We start from the raw sequence: 20,051 nt of genomic DNA on the forward strand, positions 1-20,051 counted from the left end.
CGAAGTGGTCGAGCCCGAGCCCGAGCCGGAACCCGAAATCATCGCCGAGGCGCCGGTCGCCGAGCCCGTGCAGGCCAAGAGCACCGCACCTGCCACGGCAACAGCGCCGAACGCCGCCCGTCCGGCGACCGCGACGCCAGCCAACGCGGCGGCGCGCGAAACCTTGCAGTTGAAGCCCGGCGGACGCCCCGGCGTGCGCGCCGATGAGGAAGATGAAGCCCCGCGTGGCGTGAAGCGGCCGAGCGTGGGCGTAGCACCTAAGCGCGGCGCGCCGGTCGTGGCGCCAAAGAAGATCGGCGACGATCGCCGCCGTGCCGGCAAGATCGATGTGCAGGCCGCTTTGGAAGGCGAGGATGAGAAAGTCCGCAGCCTGGCCTCGGTGCGCCGCCAGCGTGAGCGTGAGCGCCGCCAGGCCGAGCTGGAACTGCTGCGCGCCGATGGCGTGAAAGTGGTCCGCGAAGTTATTCTGCCGGACACCATTACCGTGCAGGAGCTCGCCAACCGTATGGCGGCGCGCGGCAATGAGGTCGTGAAGACGTTGATGAAGCTCGGCGTGATGTCCAACATCACGCAGACCATCGATGCCGATACCGCCGAACTGGTGATCAACGAGTTTGGCCACCGCGCCCGCCGGGTCTCGGATTCCCATGTGGAAATCGGCCTTGAGGGCGAGACGGATACCGATACCGAATTGCTGGTGCGCCCGCCCGTGGTCACCATCATGGGCCATGTCGATCATGGTAAAACCAGCCTGCTGGATGCGCTGCGCCACACCGATGTGGCGGCACGCGAGGCGGGCGGGATTACCCAGCATATCGGCGCGTATCAGGTGACGTTGCCATCCGGCGCGCAGATCACGTTTTTGGACACGCCCGGCCATGAGGCGTTCACCGCCATGCGGGCGCGCGGCGCCGGGGTGACGGATATCGTCGTGCTGGTCGTGGCCGCCGATGACGGCGTGATGCCGCAGACCATCGAGGCGATCAAACACGCCAAGGCCGCGAACGTGCCGCTGATCGTGGCGGTGAACAAGATCGACCGGCCGGGCGCCAACCCCAACCGGGTGCGCCAGGAACTGCTGCAGCACGAGATCGTGGTCGAAGAGATGGGCGGCGAGACCCAGGATGTGGAAGTCTCGGCGCTGAAGAAGACCGGTCTGGACAAGCTCGAAGAAGCCATTCTGCTGCAGGCGGAAGTGCTCGAGCTGCGCGCCAATCCGAGCCGTTCGGCGGAAGGTGCGGTGATCGAAAGCCGGCTGGATCGCGGCCGTGGCCCGGTGGCGACCGTGCTGGTGCAGAAGGGCACGCTGCATGCGGGCGACATCGTCGTCGCCGGCGCGCAATGGGGCCGTGTGCGCGCCATGCAGGACGACAAGGGCAAAGCGGTGAAGCTGGCTTTGCCGTCGACTCCGGTGGAGATCCTCGGCCTGTCGGCGGCGCCGACCGCGGGCGATCCGTTCGTCGTGGTCGAGAGCGATGTGCGGGCACGCGAAATCGTCGAGTACCGCCAGCAGAAGCTGCGCGAGCGTCAGGCCGCGGCGCAGACCGCCGGGCGTGGCACGATGGAAGAGATGCTGGCACGCATCCAGGCCGGCGCGCAGAAGGAAGTGGCGGTCGTCGTCAAGGCCGACGTGCAGGGCTCTGCCGAGGCGATCGGCGTGACCGTGACCAAGCTCGGCAACGAAGAGGTGCGCGTGCGCGTGCTGTATTCGGGGGTCGGCCAGATCACCGAGAGCGACGTGCAGCTGGCCAAGGCGTCCGACGCCCTCGTCATCGGCTTCAATGTCCGCGCCAATACGCAGGCGCGCGAGCTGGCGCATCGTGACGGCGTGGATATCCGCTACTACTCGATCATCTACGAGGTGGCGGACGACATCGAGAAGCTGGTCAAGGGCAAGCTGGCACCGGTCCATCGCGAGAAATTCCTGGGTTATGCGGAAATCCGCCAGGTGTTCAACATCACCAAGACCGGCAAGGTCGGCGGCAGCTATGTCACCGAGGGCCTGGTCAAGCGCGGCGCCGGCGTGCGCCTGCTGCGCGACAACGTGGTGATCCATCAGGGCGAGCTTTCGCAGCTGAAGCGGTTCAAGGACGATGTGAAGGAAGTGGCGCGCGGCTATGAATGCGGCCTGTCCTTCGCTGGGTTCCAGGATCTGCAGGTTGGCGACGTGGTGGAATGCTATGAAACCGAAATCGTCGCGCCCTGAGCCGAAAGGGCCGAGCCAGCGGCAGCTTCGGGTCGGTGAGGAAATCCGTCACGCGCTAGCAGATATTCTGCTGCGCACGGAGTTCCACGACCCGGCGCTGGCACGGGCGCATCTGACGATCTCCGAAGTACGGATGTCGCCGGACCTTAAGCACGCGCTGATTTTCATCACACAGCTCGGCAACCGGGATGTGCGGCCGCTGCTGCCGGCGCTGACGCGGGTCTCGCCGTTCCTGCGTGCGCAGCTGGCCCCGAAGCTGGGCCTGCGGGTGACGCCGGACATCAAATTCTCCGCCGACGAGGCGTTGGACGAGGCGACCCGGATCAACAAGCTGCTGCATCGGCCGGAAGTGGCGCGGGATCTCGGGCCGGAGACGGACGACAAAACGCCGGACCGTTAGGGCATGCAAGGAAAGAAGCTGCTTTTTAAAAAAAGCGGCGCAAAAACTTTTGTTATGCTGGGGCATGGGCGTGGTCGGCGACAAAGCCCATGGCCCAAATTAGCAAAGTTTTTTTGCTTCTTTTTGTTCACAAAAAGAAGCCTTCCTTTTTGCGTCAGCGTGTCATGACGCTGTGTCTCGCCGCTACGGACCAGAACATCACCCAAGCGGCCCGCTTGCTCGCGGCCGGAGAGCTGGTCGCCTTCGGCACCGAGACGGTTTATGGGCTCGGCGCGGATGCGACCAATGCCAGGGCGGTGGCGGCGATTTTCGAGGCCAAGGGACGGCCGCAATTCAATCCTCTGATCTGCCATTACGCCAGTGCTGAGGCGGCGTTCGCCGATGTGGAGGCGAACGACGCCGCGCGCAAATTGGCAGCGGAATTCTGGCCGGGGCCGCTGACTTTGGTGCTGCCGCGCCGGGCGGATTGCCGGGTGGCGCTGCTGGCCGGGGCGGGGTTGGAGACGCTGGCGGTGAGGGTCCCAGCGCATCCCCTGGCAGCCAGTCTGTTGCGCGAGGTCGACCTTCCGGTGGCGGCGCCGTCGGCGAATCGTTCCGGGCAGATCAGCCCGACCACGGCAGCGCATGTGCTGGCGGGGTTGCAGGGGCGGATCGCCGCTGTGCTCGATTGCGGCCCGTGCCGCGTCGGGGTTGAATCGACGGTGCTCGACCTTTCCACCGGGACGCCGGTTTTGCTCCGGCCGGGCGGGGCGGCGCTGGAGGCGCTGGAGGCGGTGATTGGGCCGGTGCAGCGGGGCGTGCCGATCGAGCAAACCGCGGCCGGCCGCGCACTGCGTTCGCCGGGCATGCTGGTCTCCCATTACGCGCCGGCGCTGCCGGTGCGGCTGCGCGCGGAGATTTTGGCCGCGGATGAGGCGCTGCTGGCGTTCGGGCCGCCGTTGCCGGACGCAAAACTCGTGTTCCAGCTCTCAGCAAGCAAAAATCTGGCAGAGGCGGCGGCAAGATTGTTCGAGGGGCTGCACTGGCTGGACGCGCAGGCGCCGGGCCTGGGGCTGCGCCGGATCGCCGCCATGAGTGTGCCGGAAAGCGGTCTGGGGCTCGCCATCAACGACCGGCTGGACCGCGCCGCCGCGCCGCGGGACTTATAAGAAAGAAGCCGCTTTTTGAAAAAAGCGGCGCAAAAACTTCTTTTATGCTGGGCCATGGGCGTTGTCGCCGGCAACGCCCATGGCCCAAATTAACAAAGTTTTTTTGCTACTTTTTGTTCACAAAAAGTAGTCTTTTCTTTGCTCTCATACGGCTCCGGGGGCGCGAGGCCCCCGGACGGTATTCACATATTGTATTGAAGCCTTATTCGGCCGGATGGGCCGACGTTGCCAGGCGCACGGTGGGCACGCCGACTGGCAGGAGGGTGCGGCCATGGGCTTCGTTGATGATCTCCGCCGCTGCCAGGTAGAAAGCGAACAGAGCGGTGAGCAGCCCGGTATAGCCGCCGAGCGTGGTGAGTGCAGGCGCGCCCAGCAGCGGGGACAGGCCGAGCAGGAAGAAGGTGATCCACAGCGCCAGGAACACCAGGAACACCGCGCGGTTGAGCGCGAAGCTGGCGAGCCACATGGCGAAGGTGAACGCCCCCCAGACCAGCAGGTACCAGCCCACGGCGGCGGCGGGGACACCGACGGCGAAGAATCTCACGAAGAGGGCGAAACTCCACCAGAAGGCGCCGTAACTGCAGAAGGCGATGAAGCCGAAGCTGTTGCCTTTGACCATTTCCATCAGGCCGGCGGCGAACTGCGCGGTGCCGCCGAAGGCGAAGGCCATGGCGAGCACGATGGGCACCGTGGTGGCGGGCAGCCAGCCGGCATTGACCATGCTGAGCAGCCAGGTGGTAGTGGCGAAACCGAATAGCCCGAGCGGGGCCGGGTTGGCGAGTTTCATTTGTTCCTCCTTCGGACGATCATCACGGCTTATTGTGCCGCTGTCGTTCGGGTTTCCTCGTTCAGTTCTTGTGGTTCAAGGCGTGACCGTGGCGGGAATTTTTTGCTCCCCTCCAGACTGAATTATCGCAGATTTTCGAAATTGGGTAAATAAAATATAAAAAGGTCCTAAGATTTGGCGCTTTTCAGATGGAGGGAAGCGGCCGCCATGGGCGTTGTCGCCGACAACGCCCATGGCCCAGTTTAGCAAAGTTTTTTTGCTACTTTTTGTTCACAAAAAGTAGCCTTCCTTCACTCGCCTACAGCACGACCGGGCTTTGCGCGCCGTCCATGGTCACCGTGACGCCGGTGATGTAGCTGGCTTTGTCGGAGGCCAGGAACAAGGTGGCGTTGGCGAGGTCCTCGGGCGAGGCCATGCGGCCCATCGGGATGCGGCTAATGGCGTCGCTGCGGGCCTGTTCGATGCTGATCTGTTCCAGCCGTGCGGTGGAGGCGAACCCCTCGGTGACGCGGCTGGTTTCGGTGAGGCCGGGATTAAGCCCGACCACGCGCACGCCTTGCGCGGCATAGGCATGGCCGAGTCCGGCGGTGGCCAGCATCAGTGCGGCGTTGGCGGCACCGCCGGCAATGTGCACCGCGGCGGCGACTTTGCCGCCATTGCCGATGACGTTGACGATCACGCCGCTTCCGCGCGCCGCCATCAGTTTGATCACCGGGTCGATGACATGGATGTAGCTGAAATATTTGGCGTCCATGGCGGCATGCCAAGCCGCCGGGGTGAGTTCGTCCGGCGGGGTGCGGCGGGCCGCACCGGCGCTGTTGACGAGGATGTCGAGCGGGCCGAGCGCCGCCTCGGCCTTGGTGACCAGGGCGGCGGCCTCGTGCGCGTCGGTCAGGTCGGCGGTGAAGCCAACCGCGCCCGGTAGTTCCGCCAGCGCCTTGTCGACATTCTCCTGGCTGCGCGAGGCGATTGCCACGCGCACGCCTTCGGCGAGCAGGGCCTTGGCGCAGGCCAGGCCGATGCCCTTCGAGCCGCCCGTGACGAGGGCGGTTTTGTGCGCCAGTCCGAGATCCATGGCCTAGACCGGCACTGTGGTGGCTGCTGTGCCGAGCAGGATCGTCTGCAGGGCGGCAACCAACCCGTCCATCATCGCGTCGGTGTGTTTCGGACCGGGGGTGAAGCGCAGGCGCTCGGTGCCGCGCGCCACGGTCGGGTAGTTGATCGGCGTGGCATACATGCCGAACTCGCGGATCAGGCGCATCGACACTGCGGTGGCCTTCGCGGCGTCGCCGATCATCAGCGGGACGATGTGGCTGGTGCTGTCCATCACCGGCAGGCCGGCCGCCTTGAACTTTTGCTTCAGGGTCTCGGCGCGGTCGAAGAGAAGTGCGCGGCGCGCATTATCGGCCTTCAGGGTGCGGACCGAGGCGAGGGCCGCGGCGACGGTGGGCGGCGGCAGAGCGGTGGTGAAAATGAAGCCGGCGGCGAACGAACGGATATAGTCGCAGACCTTGAAATCGGCGGCGATGTAGCCGCCATGGCAGCCATATGCCTTGGCGAGCGTGCCCTCGATGATGGTGATGCGGTGCGCCACGCCGTCACGCTCCGAGACGCCGCCGCCATGTGCGCCGTACATGCCGACCGCGTGCACCTCGTCCAGATAGGTGATGGCGTTGTATTTTTCCGCGAGGTCGCAGATTTCGTGCAGCGGGGCGATGTCGCCGTCCATGGAATAGACGCTCTCGAAAGCGATCAGCTTCGGCGCGTCGGCGGGGGCGGCGGCGAGCAGGCGTTCCAGATCCGCCATGTCGTTGTGCTTGAAGATGTGCACCGTCGGGTTTTTCGCGCCCTTGATGCCGACGATCATGGAATTGTGATTCTGCGCGTCGGAGAACACGTGCCAGTCGGGCAGGGAGTTGAGAATCGCGGTGAGCGAGGCCTGGTTGGAGACATAGCCGGAGGTGAAGAGCAGGGCCGCGTCCTTGCCGTGCAGGTCGGCCAGTTCTTCCTCCAGCGCCACATGTATCGGCGAGGAGCCTGCGATGTTGCGGGTGCCGCCGGCGCCCGCCCCCATGCGGCGGGCGGCGTCGATCGCGGCCTCGATGACCACCGGGTCGGTGCCCATGGCGAGGTAATCGTTGGCCGACCAGACCAGGATGTCCCGGGTCTTGCCCTCCATGGTGACGGAATAATAGGGGAAACGGTCGGCGAGTTTCTCTAGCGCCACGAAGCGGCGGTAACGCCCCTGGGCGGAAATTTCGGCGAGAGCTTCGTCACATTTGGCAAGGAACTTGTGCATGTTCGACCGTAAACCAAGCTGGTTAGGCCTGGCGATCTGCGGCGTACCGCTCGAAAAAGCAACGGTAGAGACAGGCGCCATGCGCTAACGTGTTAATTTGACCTCGAATCCTTCGGAAAGGCGCGGCAAGGCGGCGCCATTTCAAAGGATCCGCCTATAGGAAAACGCCCAGCGGCGGCGCAAGTCAATGAGCTAGATCAATGGCTGGCATGAGCGCAGCAGGGGTGGCGTGATACCACGGCATACCTAAGGCACGCGAAAGGAAGGCTACTTTTTGTGAACAAAAAGTAGCAAAAAACTTTATTAATTTGGGTCATGGGCGTTGTCGCTGGCGAAGCCCATGGCCCAGCGTCGTAGAAGTTTTACCCCGTTTTCCTGTCTCTGAATCGTTCAGACCTTGCCGCCGACATAGGTGCGCAGGCTTTCGACCTCATGCTCGCTCTGGTCGATGCGGGCTTTCACGACGTCGCCGATGCTTACCACCCCGATAAGGCGGCCGTTCTCGACCACCGGCAGATGCCGAAAATGCCCGTCGGTCATGATCTCCATTGCCTGAGCGACGGTGGTCGACGGCGTGGCGGTGGTCGGGTGCGGGGTCATCAGTGCCGCTGCCGTCATGGCGAAGGTGTCCGCGGCGCGGCTGGCGAGGTAGCGCACAATGTCACGCTCGCTAAGGATGCCAACCAGCTCTCCCTCCGTGGTGACGACCAGCACGGCGCCGATGCGTTTTTCTGCCAGCACGCTGATCACGCCGCTGATTTTCATTTCGGGGGGAACTGCTAAGAAACCCGGTGCTTTGTTGGCCAGGATGGCTTTCAAGGTCATGTCGGCATCCTCCTGATTTTCGGTTGTTATGGTCAGTATGTAAGGAGTGAAGGGGGCGAAGCAAACCTTTTCTCGCCCGGAGGCGTTAAAGATTCCGTATATGTCAGGGTGCACCTTAGCGTGAGGAAAGCAGCCGCTTTTTGAAAAAAGCGGCGCAAAAACTTTTGGCTATGCTGGGTCATGGGCGTTGCAGGCGACAAAGCCCATGACCCAGCATAATAAAGTTTTTTTGCTACTTTTTGTGCACAAAAAGTAGTCTTCACTTGCGCTTGCCTGCGCCTGATCAACGGACCGTTGTATTGAGGAGAATCTGATGAGAGCTGACTATGTGTTGGAAACAATTGGAAAGACGCCGCATATTCGGCTGAGCCGGATGTTTCCAGGGACCGAAGTTTGGATCAAGTCCGAACGCAACAATCCCGGTGGGTCGATCAAAGACCGTATTGCCTTGTCGATGGTCGAAGCCGCTGAAGCTGAGGGTCTGCTCCGGCCAGGCGGGCTCATCATTGAGCCGACATCGGGAAATACGGGAATCGGCCTGGCTCTGGTGGCGGCGGTGAAAGGCTATAAGCTGATTCTCGTCATGCCTGAGTCGATGTCGGTCGAGCGTCGCCGGCTGATGCAGGCCTACGGCGCCACCTTCGATCTGACGCCGAAGGAAAAAGGCATGAAGGGGGCCATCGAGCGTGCCCAGGAATTGGCCCAACAAATGCCAGGCGCCTGGATCCCGCAGCAGTTCGAAAATCCGGCCAATATCGAGGTGCACGCCCGCACCACGGCGCAGGAAATTCTCGAGGATTTTCCAGAGGGGCTCGACGTTCTGATTACCGGTGTTGGCACCGGCGGCCATATCACCGGCTGTGCCGAGGTGCTGCGGAAACATTGGCCGAAGCTTCAAGTGTTCGCGGTTGAGCCGAGCCTTTCGCCGGTTATTTCCGGCGGCGCTCCTGGGCCGCACCCGATCCAGGGCATCGGTGCCGGATTTGTGCCGAAAAATTTGCATGTGGATGTCCTGACGGGAGTCATTCAGGTCGAGGCGGAAGAGGCGCGAGAATTCGCGCGGCGTTCGGCCCGCGAAGAGGGGCTTCTGGTCGGGGTGTCGTCGGGGGCGACCTTGGCGGCGATTGCCAAAAAGCTTCCGGATCTGGGGCCGAGCGCGAGAATTCTCGGGTTCAATTACGATACAGGCGAACGCTATTTATCGGTGCCGGACTTTTTGCCGGCATAAAAGAAAGTAGCCGCTTTTTAAAAAAAGCGGCGCAAAAACTTCTGGCTATGCTGGGCCTGGGGCGTTGTCGCCGACGTCGCCCATGGGCCAGCATAACAAAGTTTTTTGCTACTTTTTGTTCACAAAAAGTAGTCTTCTCCTTGGCTTAACGGGCTGAGCGCGCCCAGGAGGTCGATCTTGCATATCAAAGTGCTGGGGGCCGCGGCTGGTGGGGGCTTTCCGCAATGGAACTGCCGATGTGACAATTGCCGTCGGGCGCGCGAAGGCGATCCGGCGGTAAGGCCCCGTACCCAGGCTTCGCTGGCGGTGAGTGCGGACGGCGAGCGTTGGGTGTTGCTGAACGCCAGTCCTGACCTGCCGGCGCAATTGCGCGCGACGCCTGTGTTGCACCCCGGCGATGCGACTGGCGCGCGCGGTTCGCCGGTCAAGGCCGTCATTCTTTCGGGGGGAGATATCGACTGCATTGCCGGTCTTTTGTCTTTGCGTGAGGGGCACGAATTCATCGTCTATGCGCCGCCTTTTGTCGAAAAAATCCTGCATGCCAATCAGGTCTTTTCGGTTTTGGACCAAAATCTGGTAAAATTCCAAAAATTTACAGAAAACAGTGTCGTTGAGCTGCGTGATGTCGCGGATGAACCGCTTGGCCTGTGGCTCGAAACTTTCCCGGTTCCTGGAAAAATCCCCTTATATCAGGAACAAGGGAGGGATTTGGCCGAGCTGGTCAACGCTCACGCGGTGGTTGGCCTGCGTGTCCGGGATGGTTCAGGTCGTACGCTTTTGTTTGTTCCCGGCTGCGCCCAGGCGACGGCCGCGATGGTGCGCAGCTTCGAGGCTTCGGATGTCCTGTTTTTCGATGGCACCTTATGGCGGGACGATGAAATGGTCGAAGCGGGCGTGGGGACGAAGACGGGGGCGCGGATGGGCCATGTCAGCATCTCCGGGACGGATGGCAGCCTGGCGGCCTTTGCAGGGGCGAAAATCGGGCGTAAAATATACATTCATATCAATAATACAAACCCGATTCTGTGCGACGATTCCTCTGAGGCGGAGACAGTACGTGACAACGGGTGGGAAATTGCTTGGGATGGGATGGAAATAATTATATGATAGAAAAATTAACAAAAGACGAGATGGAGCGGGCGCTGCGTGATATCGGCGCGCGTCATTACCACAATCATCACCCGTTTCATCGCATGCTGCATGCGGGGGCCTGCTCGCAGCCTCAGGTTCAGGCTTGGGCCCTGAATCGATATTATTATCAGAGTTCTATTCCGAAAAAGGATGCCATCCTCATGGCCCGGCTGCCCAACGCCGACGATCGGCGGATCTGGCGGCAGCGTCTGGTTGACCATGACGGTGAGCAACCGGGCGACGGTGGGATCGCACGATGGCTGCGCTTGGCGACAGGGGTAGGGCTGGAGGCGGCCTATGTGGAATCGACGGAAGGAATTCTTCCCGCGACCCGCTTCGCGGTCGACGCCTATGTGAATTTTGTTCGCGAGCGCAGCTTGCTCGAAGCGGTTGCGTCCTCTCTGACCGAGCTGTTTTCGCCTGACATCATCGCCGAGCGCGTGGCCGGGATGTTGGCGCATTATGATTTCGTATCGCGGGAGACCTTGGCCTATTTCAATGCCAGGCTTCATCAGGCGCCGCGCGATGCCGATTTTGCGCTGAATTATGTCATCGAGCATGCAAGTACGCGCGCGGAGCAGGATCTTGTTCTTAAGGCGTTGCGCTTCAAATGCGATGTTCTTTGGGCGCAACTGGATGCTTTGTATGCCGCCTATGTCGCGCCGGGGCATATTCCCCATGGCGCGTTTCTTGAGCAAGCCCCGGCGGAGTCCGTCGCGCGGTGACCCTCACGCGCACATCAGTCCCCGCACTCAAACGCGGGGTGCGTCGGCATTTCGACAAAGCCAGGAATACCCAAGTCCTTATGGCGCCTGAACGGGTCATCATGCTGGATGACGTCGGAGATGCGATTGTGTCGGAATGCGATGCCGTTTCTTCCGTCGAGGAAATCACCCTGCGTTTGTCGGCGCGCTTTGCGACGCCGGCGGAAAACATCGAGGGCGATGTCTTGGCGTTCCTGCAGGAGCTGCTCGACAAGGGGCTGATCCAGTCATGAATTCGATCTCTCCCCCGCTGGCGCTGATGGCGGAGTTGACGCATCGTTGCCCGCTGCAATGTCCCTATTGTTCCAACCCTGTCGAAATGCTCAAAGCCGGGCAAGAGCGGGATACGGAATTCTGGTTGCGGGTGATCGATGAAGCCGCCGATCTGGGCGTGCTGCAGATGCATTTCTCAGGTGGCGAACCAACGCTGCGCCAGGATTTGCCGCAACTGGTGGCGCACGCGACCGCGCGGGGGATCTACGCCAATTTGATCACGTCAGCCGTCCTGCTGAGTGAGGCGAAACTGCAAGAGCTGGCGGCAGCGGGGCTCGGCCATGTGCAGGTGAGCATTCAGGGCGCGAAAGCGGAAACGGCCGATCGTATCGGTCATTACAGGCAAGGCCATGACAAGAAGCTGAGCATTGCGCGCATGGTGCCGCAAGCGGGCATGTCGTTGACCATCAATGCCGTCATGCATCGCCAGAACCTGGAAGAACTACCCGCCATCATCGATCTTGCCGTGGCACTCGGCGCAGACCGGCTGGAGGTTGCGCATGTGCAGTATCATGGCTGGGCGTTCCGCAATCGCGCAGCGCTCATGCCGACGCGGGAGCAGTTCGAGGAAGCCGATCGCCTTGTTGCCGAACGCCGCCGAAGTCTCCAGGGGCGGCTCGTCATCGACTATGTTGTTCCCGACTATTACGCAGACTTTCCCAAAACATGCATGGGGGGATGGGGGCAGAAGATGCTTAACATCGCGCCTGACGGACGCGTCCTGCCATGCCATGCCGCGGAGACCATTCCCGGCCTCGTGTTCGACAAAATAGGGGAACGCGGATTGCGGGATATTTGGGAACATGGCGAGGCCTTCACGCGGTTTCGCGGTACGGGCTGGATGGAAGAACCCTGCGCTTCATGCGCCATGCGGGAAATAGACTGGGGCGGTTGCCGGTGCCAGGCGCTGGCCATAACGGGCAACGCAGCGGCAACCGATCCGGTCTGCCGTTTTTCATCCCACCATGCGCAGATGACTGCGATGGCGCAGGCCGAGGCGAAGGCCGACACTCATGATTTTATCTATCGGCGGTTTTAAGCAGAAGAGAAGGCTACAAAAAAACTTTGTTAGTCTGGCCATGGGCGTTGTCGCCGACACAGCCCATGACCCAGCATAACAAAAAGTTTTTGCGCCGCTTTTTTCAAAAAGCGGCTGCTTCCTTGATCATGGTGCGGGTGGGGGGAGTTGAACCCCCACGGGCCCAGGGCCCAACGGATTTTCGTACCACTACGGCTTTCGCCGCCCGGGCCAGCGCAGCATGTGCCGGCCGGTTCGTGGTCTGGACTATCCCTTCACCATAGCGCTTGGCCGTAGGTGCTGCCCGTCTAGTCTCTACACCTTCCCGTCGCCGGGCTTGGCTCGGGATTGCCATTTAACAGGTTCCCCCGACTTTGAGCAGTTCTGCTCCACTGGTTTCCCGGTGGGCACTCAACGTCACTTCTAAGTCCGGTGCGTCTACCATTCCGCCACACCCGCACGCTGCCGGTGTATAAGGCCTCCTTTTTCATTCGCCAATGCCGTGAACCGCCATTGACGCGATTGCGGGGCGGTTGGCAGCAGAAGCCATGGCTCGCCGCAAATCCATCCCCGTAAAAACGCCCCCATGGTTGCGGACCCTGGGCCTCGTCCTCCGCTATGCGGTCATCGGTGGTATCTGGAGCGCGGTCGCGATCGCGCTGGCGCTGCTGTATTTTACGTGGGACATGCCGAGCCCCGCGCACGCGCTCACCTCGCCCCGGCGGCCGGCGATTCGTCTGTTCGACCTGTCGGGTCATCTGGCCGCCCGCTTCGGCGATGTCGCCGGCCGCGTCGTCCTTCCGGGCGACCTGCCGCCCTATGTGCCCGGCGCTTTCATCGCCATCGAAGACCGCCGGTTCTACGATCACGGCGCCTTCGACCTGCAAGGCATCGCACGCGCGTCCCTATCGGACCTGGTTCACCGTCGCGTCGTGCAAGGCGGTTCGACCCTCACCCAGCAGGTGGCCAAAACACTCTTCCTGACGGATCAGCGCTCCCTGCGGCGAAAAATCCAGGAAGCCCTGCTCAGCCTCTGGCTCACCCGCCATTATACGAAGCAGGAGATCCTCGGCATCTATCTGAACCGGGTCTATCTCGGTGAGGGGGCGTACGGCGTCGATGCCGCCGCCCAGCTGTATTTTGGCGTTCCTGCGGCGCAGCTCACGCTCGCCCAGGCGGCGATCCTCGCCGGGTTGCCGCAAGCCCCTTCAAGCCTGAATCCGCTGGCTGACCCGCGCGCCGCCGCCGATCGGGCGCGCGAGGTGCTGAATGCCATGGTGGCCACCCAACGCATCACGTTGGACCAGGAGAACAATGCCGAGCAGCAGCTTGGTCAAGCCGCTGTTCCGCGCTCGCAGGGCTCCTGGTTCGCGCTCTGGGTCATGCAGCATGACGGCGGCGCCATCCCTGAGGGGCAGGACGTGTCGCTCACCACCACTCTGGACCCGCGGCTGCAGAGCGTTGCCGAGGCGGCCCTGACCTCCGCCATCGCGGCACATGGCACGACGCTGCGCATCCAGCAGGGGGCGGTGGTCGTGCTGGATGCCAAGACCGGCGCCGTGCGGGCGTTGGTCGGCGGGGTCGGAGACCGCGATGGTTATGACCGCGCGGTGCTCGCGCGTCGGCAGACCGGCTCCGCCATCAAGCCGATCGTCTGGCTCGCGGGCCTGCGTGCTGGCATGTCACCGGATGACAAGGTCCTGGATGCGCCGCTCTATTTTCGCGGCTACGATCCGCGGGACGACGAGCGGGTCTATCATGGCGACGTGACCATGACGGAGGCGCTTTCCGATTCGATGAACACCGTCGCCATTCGCATCCTCTTGCGCGCCGGCGGCCCGCGCCGGGTGATCGCCCTGGCGCGGTTGCTTGGCCTCGACGATCATTTTCCCGACGACGTGACCATGGCGCTCGGGACCGGCGGGGTTGGCGTCATGCAACTCGCCGGCGCCTACGCCACGTTTTTCAACGGCGGCAATCGCGTCACGCCCTACGGCGTCACGGCCATCAATGGCGCTCCTTACGCCGTGCCGCCGCCGGTTCCGGTCATCGCCCCCGATCAGGCGGGCGATATTGCCGCCATGATGCGCGCCGTGGTGTTGAACGGTACCGGCACCGGCGCGTTCGTCCCCGGCCTCTACACGGCGGGTAAGACCGGAACCACGCAGGATTACCGGGACGCCTGGTTCGTGGGTGACGCGGGACCCGACATCATCGCCGTGTGGGTCGGCAATGACAACGACACGCCGATGAAAAGCGTCTACGGCGGCACCGTCCCCGCCGCCGTTTTCAAAGCCATCGCGGTCAGCTTAGCAGGCCAAGGGTAAGCGAAGGGAAGGCTACTTTTTGTGAACAAAAAGTAGCAAAAAAACTTTGTTAATTTGGGTCATGGGCATTGTCGCCGACAACGCCCATGACCCAGCATAAAAGAAGTTTTTGCGCCGCTTTTTTTAAAAAGCGGCTTCTTCCTTCTACCGCCCCATCGCGGTCAGCATGAAGCGCCGTTTCAGGCGCGGCATGCGGTCGACCGCGGCCAGGCCGAGATCGCGCACCAGCCGGATCGCCGGGTTGTTCGTCGAGAACAGCCGGTCCAGCGCGTCGGTCGCGGCCAGCATGGTCAGGTTCGCGGGGCGTCGCGCCGCCTGGTACGCGGCCAGCAGCGCCCGTTCGCCCGGGTCCGGCGCGTCCTGCAGCACGTCGATCAAGGCCAGCGCGTCCTGCAGGCCCAGGTTCAGCCCTTGCCCGGCGATAGGGTGCACGCCGTGCGCCGCGTCGCCGATCAGGGCCAGCCGTGTATCGAAGTACCGTGCCGCATGCATGGCCGAGAGCGGATACGTCCAGCGCCGCCCCACCAGGGTGATTTTGCCCAGATGGTCGCCCAGCCGCTTGGCCACTTCCCGCGTAAACCGCGCATCGTCCAGCAAGCCGAGGCGTTTGACGACGTCGTGGCGGTCGGTGAACACGATGGCGGACACATGTTCGTGCTGCTCATTGCCGCTCATCGGCAGCTGCGCGAACGGCCCGCCGGGCAAGAAATGCTCCAGCGCCACGCCCTGATGCGGCTTTTCATGCGCCACCGCGCACACCACGGCCGATTGTCCGTAGACCAGCCGCGTCACGGGAATTCCCGCCTGGGCCCGCAGCAAGCTGTTGCGCCCATCGGCCGCCACCACAAGACGGGCCTCGATCACCTCGCCGCTGTCGAGGCTGACGCGGACCCCGTCAGTGTTCCGCACGACCGACGCTTCGGAAGGGGCGCGGAGCAGAATATTTTTATGCTCATGCAGGCGGCGGTTGAGTGCGACGCGCAATGACCGTGCCTCGATGATCCAGCCGAAAGGGTCGTCGCCGACCGCCCGGTGGTCAAAATGCAGGCGCAACGGCGACGCCTTGCGTCCGGCCTGGCCATCGGTGACGGCGATGTCAAAAATCGGGCAGGGCGGGAAGGGCAGGGCGTCCCATAATCCGGCGGCGTCGAGCAGGCGCTTGGAGCCGGCTGCGATCGCATAGGCCCGGCCATCGAAATCCGGATGCTCCATCGGGGGCAGTGCTGCCTTGTCGACCAAGGCCACGCGCCAGCCGCGTACCGCCAGGGCGCATGCCAATGCCCCGCCCACGGGACCGGCGCCGATAATCGCTATGTCATGGTGACTCTGCATGGGCGCAATGTGACAGAGCGCGGCGATCGCGCCAAGTTTCGGGGGCGTGCCGGCGGGATCCGGCAATCCTGTTGTGCGGTGTCCGCCGGGATGGCTCCGAAGCAGATATGCCTAAGAAATAAGCTGGGGTTGATCCTTGAATTGAGCAGTTGCGGCCTCATGGACGGCGCGCAATGCGTTCCGGGCCCCGAATAAAGATTTCGTAAAGTTGGCACGGAAGATGCTTGGATGATCCCAATGCAGCCTGGCTTTCGCGATACGGCGCATGTTTGTTCAACACGCGGCTGCGGCATGATGGAGACGTGACAATGACAATAGTTCCTGCACTACCAGGCAATTGGCTTGATACAGGCGATAACGCCTGGCAGCTTACGGCGGCGACTTTCGTTGGCCTGCAGAGCGTGCCGGGCCTCGTGGTGCTGTATGGCGGCATCGTCAAGAAAAAATGGGCGATCAACTCCGCCTTCATGGCATTCTATGCCTTTGCGGCGGTGCTGCTGGTCTGGGTGCTCTGGTCCTACAATATGGCCTTTGGCAAACCTTGGCTGGTGATGCCGGGCACCGGCGGCAATGCCTGGCTCGGCCATCCCGGGCAGATCACTTCCGCCTGGAATGAAACCAAGGAAGCGGTCATTCCTGCCGCCGCCGCCGGCATGCCTGCCATCGGCTTCCCGATGGCCACGATGGTGTTCTTCCAGTTCGTGTTCGCCGCCATTACGGTGATCATTATGCAGGGCTCCATTCTCGCCCGCATGAATTTCAAGGCGTGGATGATTTTCGTCCCCGTATGGATGAGCATCGTCTACCCGATCGGCGCCTTTTCCCTCTGGGCTGGCGGCTGGCTTGGCTCGATGGGCGTGGTCGACTATTCCGGTGGTTACGTCATTCACTTGACCGCCGCGGCTTCCGGCTTCACCGCGGCTGCTGTGATCGGCCCGCGCTTGGCGCGTGACCGTGAAAACTTCCAGCCGAATAACCTGCTGATCACCTTGGTCGGCGCCGGCATCCTGTGGCTTGGCTGGGACGGCTTCAACGGCGGCGATCCGTATTTCGCGAACGCCGACGCTGGTGCTGCGGTGCTGAACACCAACGTCGCCACCGCGGCCGCTCTGCTGTGCTGGACCGTGCTGGACGTGATCGCCTACAATAAGCCCTCCGTGCTGGGTGCGGTGAACGGCATGATCGCTGGTCTCGTCGCCATCACCCCGGCGGCGGGCTATATCAACGGCGCCGAGGCGATCGTCCTCGGGATCGCTGCCGGCATCGTGCCCTGGATGACCTGGAACTTGCTCGGCAAGACCTGGCTGTTCCGCAAGGTCGATGATGTCCTGGGTGTGTTCCACACCCATGGCGTGGCGGCACTTGTCGGCGGCATCGGCACCGGCATTCTGGCCGACCCCGGCATGATCGAATACTACGCAACAGGCAAGGACAGCTCGGTGAACGTCACCGGTGCCCTCTTCGGCAACCCGCACCAGGTTCTGCTGCAGATCTATGGCGCGGCCTTCATCATCGCCATCAACGTCGTTGGCACGTTCGTCATTCTCAAGGTCATTGGCCTGTTCGTGTCGCTGCGTGCGGATGACGAGGTCATGATGATCGGCGACGACGCCATCCATGGCGAAGAAGCCTATGCGATCTTCGCAGACGGCCAGAAGATCCCGGTGATGGGCGACTAAAAGAAAGGGAAGGCTACTTTTTGTGAACAAAAAGTAGCCTTTTGCGCCTCTGGGCCATGGGCGTTGTCGTCGACACCGCCCATGGCCCAGCGGAGAAGAAGTTTTTGCGCCGCTTTTTTCAAAAAGCGGCCGCTTTCTTCCTGCGGGCTAGCGCCTCCAATAATCTATTTTGAAATCAGATACCTCCCACGTATAACGTCGGCCATGCCGGTAAATTTCGAAGCCCGACGGTTCATCTCTCCAGCGATCCGGGCGCAGTTCCGTCGCCGGTTTTCCGAGCTTTCGGCTCTTTTTTGCGCGTTGGCCGGCTTGGCCCTGTGCCTCGCGCTCATCTCCTACAATCCCCACGATCCGTCCTTCGACACGGCGAGCGATCTGCCGGTGACGAATTTGGCGGGGGCGGCGGGGGCGATCCTCGCGGATCTGGCGCTGCAGGGGTTTGGCGTGGCCGGCCTGATTCCGCCGTTGGTTCTGCTGGCGTGGAGTTATCGTCTGGGAACCCGTGGCGAGGTCGGGTACCTGAAGACCCGAATCGTCCTGGGCGGTTTGTCGATGCCGTTATTGGCTGCCGCACTGGCGATGGCGCTCGCCATCATTCCCGGACCTCCGGTTGCCTGGCCGGCGCCGGCCGGGATCGGCGGCGCGGCGGGAACGGTCCTGTCTGGCCTGTTCGTCAGCTTGAGCAGTTCCATCCTGGGGCGGATCGGCAGCGGTTTGATGATGGTGGTGACGCTGGTTCTGGCGTTCGGCAGCTTTGGATTCGCGCTGGGGTTTACGCCCGGCGAATGGCGCTCGGGCGGACGCAAGGCCGCCTCTGTCGCAAAGGCCTCCGTCAGTCACAGCCGGCGCGGCGCCGAGGCCGTGTCCTCCTGGATCACGCCGTTGCTGCAGAGCGCGTCGGAGCGCGCCGCTGAGGAGGCCCCGGGCCGGGCTTGGGTGCCGAGCCTGCCGCAGGGCCGAGGGGGCCAAGCGGCGGACGAGGATAACGCGCCGATGATGCAAGCGCCGCTGCCGAAGAGCGCGCCTTCGATCAAAGCGGTGTTGCAGACCAAGAAGGCGCCGCCCCGCCAGGAACGCTTGCCTCTGCTTGACGCCGGCTGGAATTTTCCCTCGCTCGATCTGCTGCGCACGGCGCCGGCGCGCAACGCCACCGGCCCTTCGCCGGAGTCGCTCGAGAACAATGCGCGTCTCCTCGAGAACGTTCTCCAGGATTACGGCGTGCAGGGAAAGATTGTCGAAATCCGGCCGGGCCCCGTGGTCACGCTGTACGAGCTGGAGCCGGCGCCCGGCATCCGCTCGGCCCGAGTCGTGGGGCTGGCTGACGATATCGCCCGCTCACTCTCGGTCGTCGCCGTGCGCATCGCCACCGTTTCGGGCCGCAATGTGATCGGCATCGAAGTGCCGAATGCGAAGCGGGAAACTGTTTTCCTGTCCGAGCTTCTCGGGGCGGAGATCTGGGAGAGCCAGAGCTCGAAACTCACCCTCGCACTGGGCAAGGATATTTCCGGCGCGCCGATCATCGCCGATTTGGCGCGCATGCCGCATCTGCTGATCGCCGGCACCACCGGTTCCGGCAAATCGGTCGGCGTCAATGCGATGATCATGAGTCTGCTGTACCGGCTGTCGCCGGAACAGTGCCGCCTGATCCTCATCGACCCGAAGATGCTCGAACTCTCCGTCTATGACGGCATCCCGCATCTCATGGCCCCGGTCGTCACCGAGCCGGCCAAGGCGGTGGCGGCGCTCAAATGGGTGGTGCGCGAGATGGAGCGGCGTTATCGCTCCATGAGTCAGCTCTCGGTGCGCAACATCGCCGGTTATAACGAGCGGGTGAACGAGGCGCGCGACCGCGGCGAGGTGGTGACAAGGCGCGTGCAAACCGGCTTCGATTCGGAAACCGGTAAGCCGGTCTTCGAAGACCAGCCTCTGGCGCTCGAACCCTTGCCGTTCATCGTCGTCTTCATCGACGAGATGGCGGATCTCATGATGGTGGCCGGCAAGGAGATCGAGATCGCTGTCCAGCGCCTCGCGCAGATGGCCCGCGCCGCCGGGATCCACGTGATCATGGCGACCCAGCGCCCCTCGGTCGACGTCATCACCGGCACGATCAAGGCGAACTTCCCGACCCGCATCAGCTTCCAGGTGATCTCGAAATTCGACAGCCGGACGATCCTCGGCGAGCAGGGTGCCGAACAGCTGCTGGGGCAGGGCGACCTGCTTTACATGGCGGGCGGCGGGCGGATCACCCGTGTGCACGGCCCCTTCGTTTCCGATCAGGAGGTCGAGGCGGTGGTCGCCTTCCTCCGGGAGCAGGGCGAGCCGGCTTATCTCGATGAAGTGACCGAGCCGGTGGAAGACGAGGCGCCGGCAATGTCGGCTTCGATCGGCGGCAATACTAACGGTGAGAACGCCCTCTACGATCAGGCCGTCGCCCTTGTTGCCCGCGAGGGCAAGGCCAGCACCTCGTTCATTCAGCGCCATCTGCAGATCGGTTATAACCGCGCCGCCAAGCTGATCGAGCAGATGGAAAAGGATGGCGTCGTGAGTCCCGCCAATCATGTCGGCAAACGCGATGTTTTGGTCCGCTCGGAGCGGGAGGAATAAGTAAGCAGCCGCTTTTTGAAAAAAGCGGCG

At 62.8% G+C, this 20,051-nt stretch carries 16 protein-coding genes; 11 read left to right on the forward strand and 5 right to left on the reverse strand.

Going from position 1 to position 20,051, the window contains the following annotated elements; genetic code table 11:
• From infB to VGG47_RS00960, 3 genes are all read left to right on the forward strand, one after another.
• On the forward strand, nucleotides 1-2,206 hold a 2,206-nt coding region (gene infB / locus VGG47_RS00950; RefSeq protein ID WP_331534982.1), incomplete at its 5' end, for a translation initiation factor IF-2.
• A complete protein-coding gene (rbfA, locus tag VGG47_RS00955; protein ID WP_331534983.1) occupies nucleotides 2,181-2,606 on the forward strand; it encodes a 30S ribosome-binding factor RbfA in 426 nt (141 codons plus the stop codon). The genes infB and rbfA, both read left to right, overlap by 26 nt.
• 164 nt (nucleotides 2,607-2,770) lie before the next feature.
• Nucleotides 2,771-3,754: an L-threonylcarbamoyladenylate synthase gene (locus tag VGG47_RS00960; protein WP_331535013.1), complete on the forward strand. Its 984-nt coding sequence runs from the start codon at nucleotides 2,771-2,773 to the stop codon at nucleotides 3,752-3,754.
• Nucleotides 3,755-3,956: 202 nt separating this feature from the next.
• Here VGG47_RS00960 and VGG47_RS00965 read toward each other — a convergent pair whose 3' ends face one another.
• From VGG47_RS00965 to VGG47_RS00980, 4 genes are all read right to left on the reverse strand, one after another.
• A complete protein-coding gene (locus tag VGG47_RS00965; RefSeq protein ID WP_331534984.1) occupies nucleotides 3,957-4,541 on the reverse strand; it encodes an acetate uptake transporter in 585 nt (194 codons plus the stop codon).
• 298 nt (nucleotides 4,542-4,839) lie between these two features.
• A complete protein-coding gene (locus VGG47_RS00970) occupies nucleotides 4,840-5,616 on the reverse strand; it encodes an SDR family oxidoreductase (RefSeq protein WP_331534985.1) in 777 nt (258 codons plus the stop codon).
• A 3-nt stretch (nucleotides 5,617-5,619) separates the two neighbouring features.
• Complete coding sequence (hemA, locus tag VGG47_RS00975) at nucleotides 5,620-6,840, reverse strand: 5-aminolevulinate synthase (RefSeq protein WP_331534986.1); 1,221 nt, start codon at nucleotides 6,838-6,840, stop codon at nucleotides 5,620-5,622.
• Nucleotides 6,841-7,230: 390 nt separating this feature from the next.
• Entirely contained in the window at nucleotides 7,231-7,665 is a 435-nt protein-coding gene (locus VGG47_RS00980; protein WP_331534987.1) for a CBS domain-containing protein, read from the reverse strand.
• A 313-nt stretch (nucleotides 7,666-7,978) separates the two neighbouring features.
• On the opposite strand from VGG47_RS00980, the gene cysK reads away from it, so the two are divergent.
• The 6 genes from cysK (at nucleotide 7,979) to VGG47_RS01010 (ending at nucleotide 14,406) form a co-directional block, all read left to right on the forward strand.
• Nucleotides 7,979-8,893, forward strand: a complete 915-nt coding sequence (gene cysK / locus VGG47_RS00985; protein ID WP_331534988.1) for a cysteine synthase A — start codon at nucleotides 7,979-7,981, stop codon at nucleotides 8,891-8,893.
• Nucleotides 8,894-9,070: 177 nt separating this feature from the next.
• Nucleotides 9,071-10,000, forward strand: coding sequence for a pyrroloquinoline quinone biosynthesis protein PqqB (pqqB, locus tag VGG47_RS00990; protein WP_331534989.1), 930 nt, complete (start codon nucleotides 9,071-9,073; stop codon nucleotides 9,998-10,000).
• The gene (pqqC, locus tag VGG47_RS00995; protein ID WP_331535014.1) at nucleotides 9,997-10,749 is read left to right on the forward strand and encodes a pyrroloquinoline-quinone synthase PqqC; all 753 of its coding nucleotides are present in this window, start codon (nucleotides 9,997-9,999) and stop codon (nucleotides 10,747-10,749) included. Before pqqB ends, pqqC begins: the two co-directional genes overlap by 4 nt.
• A complete protein-coding gene (gene pqqD, locus VGG47_RS01000) occupies nucleotides 10,746-11,021 on the forward strand; it encodes a pyrroloquinoline quinone biosynthesis peptide chaperone PqqD (protein WP_331534990.1) in 276 nt (91 codons plus the stop codon). The genes pqqC and pqqD overlap by 4 nt, the downstream gene beginning before the upstream one ends.
• Nucleotides 11,018-12,100 (forward strand): pyrroloquinoline quinone biosynthesis protein PqqE, encoded by a 1,083-nt coding sequence (gene pqqE, locus VGG47_RS01005; RefSeq protein WP_331534991.1) that lies wholly within the window; start codon nucleotides 11,018-11,020, stop codon nucleotides 12,098-12,100. Before pqqD ends, pqqE begins: the two co-directional genes overlap by 4 nt.
• Nucleotides 12,101-12,627: 527 nt before the next feature.
• Nucleotides 12,628-14,406: a transglycosylase domain-containing protein gene (locus tag VGG47_RS01010; RefSeq protein WP_331534992.1), complete on the forward strand. Its 1,779-nt coding sequence runs from the start codon at nucleotides 12,628-12,630 to the stop codon at nucleotides 14,404-14,406.
• A gap of 144 nt (nucleotides 14,407-14,550) precedes the next feature.
• On the opposite strand, the gene VGG47_RS01015 is transcribed toward VGG47_RS01010, so the two are convergent.
• Nucleotides 14,551-15,738, reverse strand: coding sequence for a UbiH/UbiF/VisC/COQ6 family ubiquinone biosynthesis hydroxylase (locus VGG47_RS01015; RefSeq protein ID WP_331535015.1), 1,188 nt, complete (start codon nucleotides 15,736-15,738; stop codon nucleotides 14,551-14,553).
• 308 nt (nucleotides 15,739-16,046) lie between these two features.
• On the opposite strand from VGG47_RS01015, the gene VGG47_RS01020 reads away from it, so the two are divergent.
• A complete protein-coding gene (locus tag VGG47_RS01020) occupies nucleotides 16,047-17,417 on the forward strand; it encodes an ammonium transporter (RefSeq protein WP_331534993.1) in 1,371 nt (456 codons plus the stop codon).
• A gap of 204 nt (nucleotides 17,418-17,621) precedes the next feature.
• Nucleotides 17,622-20,021 (forward strand): FtsK/SpoIIIE family DNA translocase, encoded by a 2,400-nt coding sequence (locus tag VGG47_RS01025; RefSeq protein ID WP_331534994.1) that lies wholly within the window; start codon nucleotides 17,622-17,624, stop codon nucleotides 20,019-20,021.
• The last annotated feature ends 30 nt before the right edge of the window (nucleotides 20,022-20,051 follow it).

Source organism: Acidocella sp. (assembly GCF_036489515.1).
Classification (GTDB): domain Bacteria; phylum Pseudomonadota; class Alphaproteobacteria; order Acetobacterales; family Acetobacteraceae; genus Acidocella.

Bases quoted from the DNA above. Each gene is read 5' to 3' on its own strand.
- VGG47_RS01010 (WP_331534992.1), top strand. From the start codon at position 12,628: ATGGCTCGCCGCAAATCCATCCCCGTAAAAACGCCCCCATGGTTGCGG.
- VGG47_RS01020 (WP_331534993.1), top strand. From the start codon at position 16,047: ATGACAATAGTTCCTGCACTACCAGGCAATTGGCTTGATACAGGCGAT.
- pqqC (WP_331535014.1), top strand. From the start codon at position 9,997: ATGATAGAAAAATTAACAAAAGACGAGATGGAGCGGGCGCTGCGTGAT.
- VGG47_RS00970 (WP_331534985.1), bottom strand. From the start codon at position 5,616: ATGGATCTCGGACTGGCGCACAAAACCGCCCTCGTCACGGGCGGCTCG.
- rbfA (WP_331534983.1), top strand. From the start codon at position 2,181: ATGAAACCGAAATCGTCGCGCCCTGAGCCGAAAGGGCCGAGCCAGCGG.
- cysK (WP_331534988.1), top strand. From the start codon at position 7,979: ATGAGAGCTGACTATGTGTTGGAAACAATTGGAAAGACGCCGCATATT.
- VGG47_RS00980 (WP_331534987.1), bottom strand. From the start codon at position 7,665: ATGACCTTGAAAGCCATCCTGGCCAACAAAGCACCGGGTTTCTTAGCA.
- VGG47_RS01015 (WP_331535015.1), bottom strand. From the start codon at position 15,738: ATGCAGAGTCACCATGACATAGCGATTATCGGCGCCGGTCCCGTGGGC.
- VGG47_RS00960 (WP_331535013.1), top strand. From the start codon at position 2,771: ATGACGCTGTGTCTCGCCGCTACGGACCAGAACATCACCCAAGCGGCC.
- VGG47_RS00965 (WP_331534984.1), bottom strand. From the start codon at position 4,541: ATGAAACTCGCCAACCCGGCCCCGCTCGGGCTATTCGGTTTCGCCACT.
- VGG47_RS01025 (WP_331534994.1), top strand. From the start codon at position 17,622: ATGCCGGTAAATTTCGAAGCCCGACGGTTCATCTCTCCAGCGATCCGG.
- hemA (WP_331534986.1), bottom strand. From the start codon at position 6,840: ATGCACAAGTTCCTTGCCAAATGTGACGAAGCTCTCGCCGAAATTTCC.
- pqqE (WP_331534991.1), top strand. From the start codon at position 11,018: ATGAATTCGATCTCTCCCCCGCTGGCGCTGATGGCGGAGTTGACGCAT.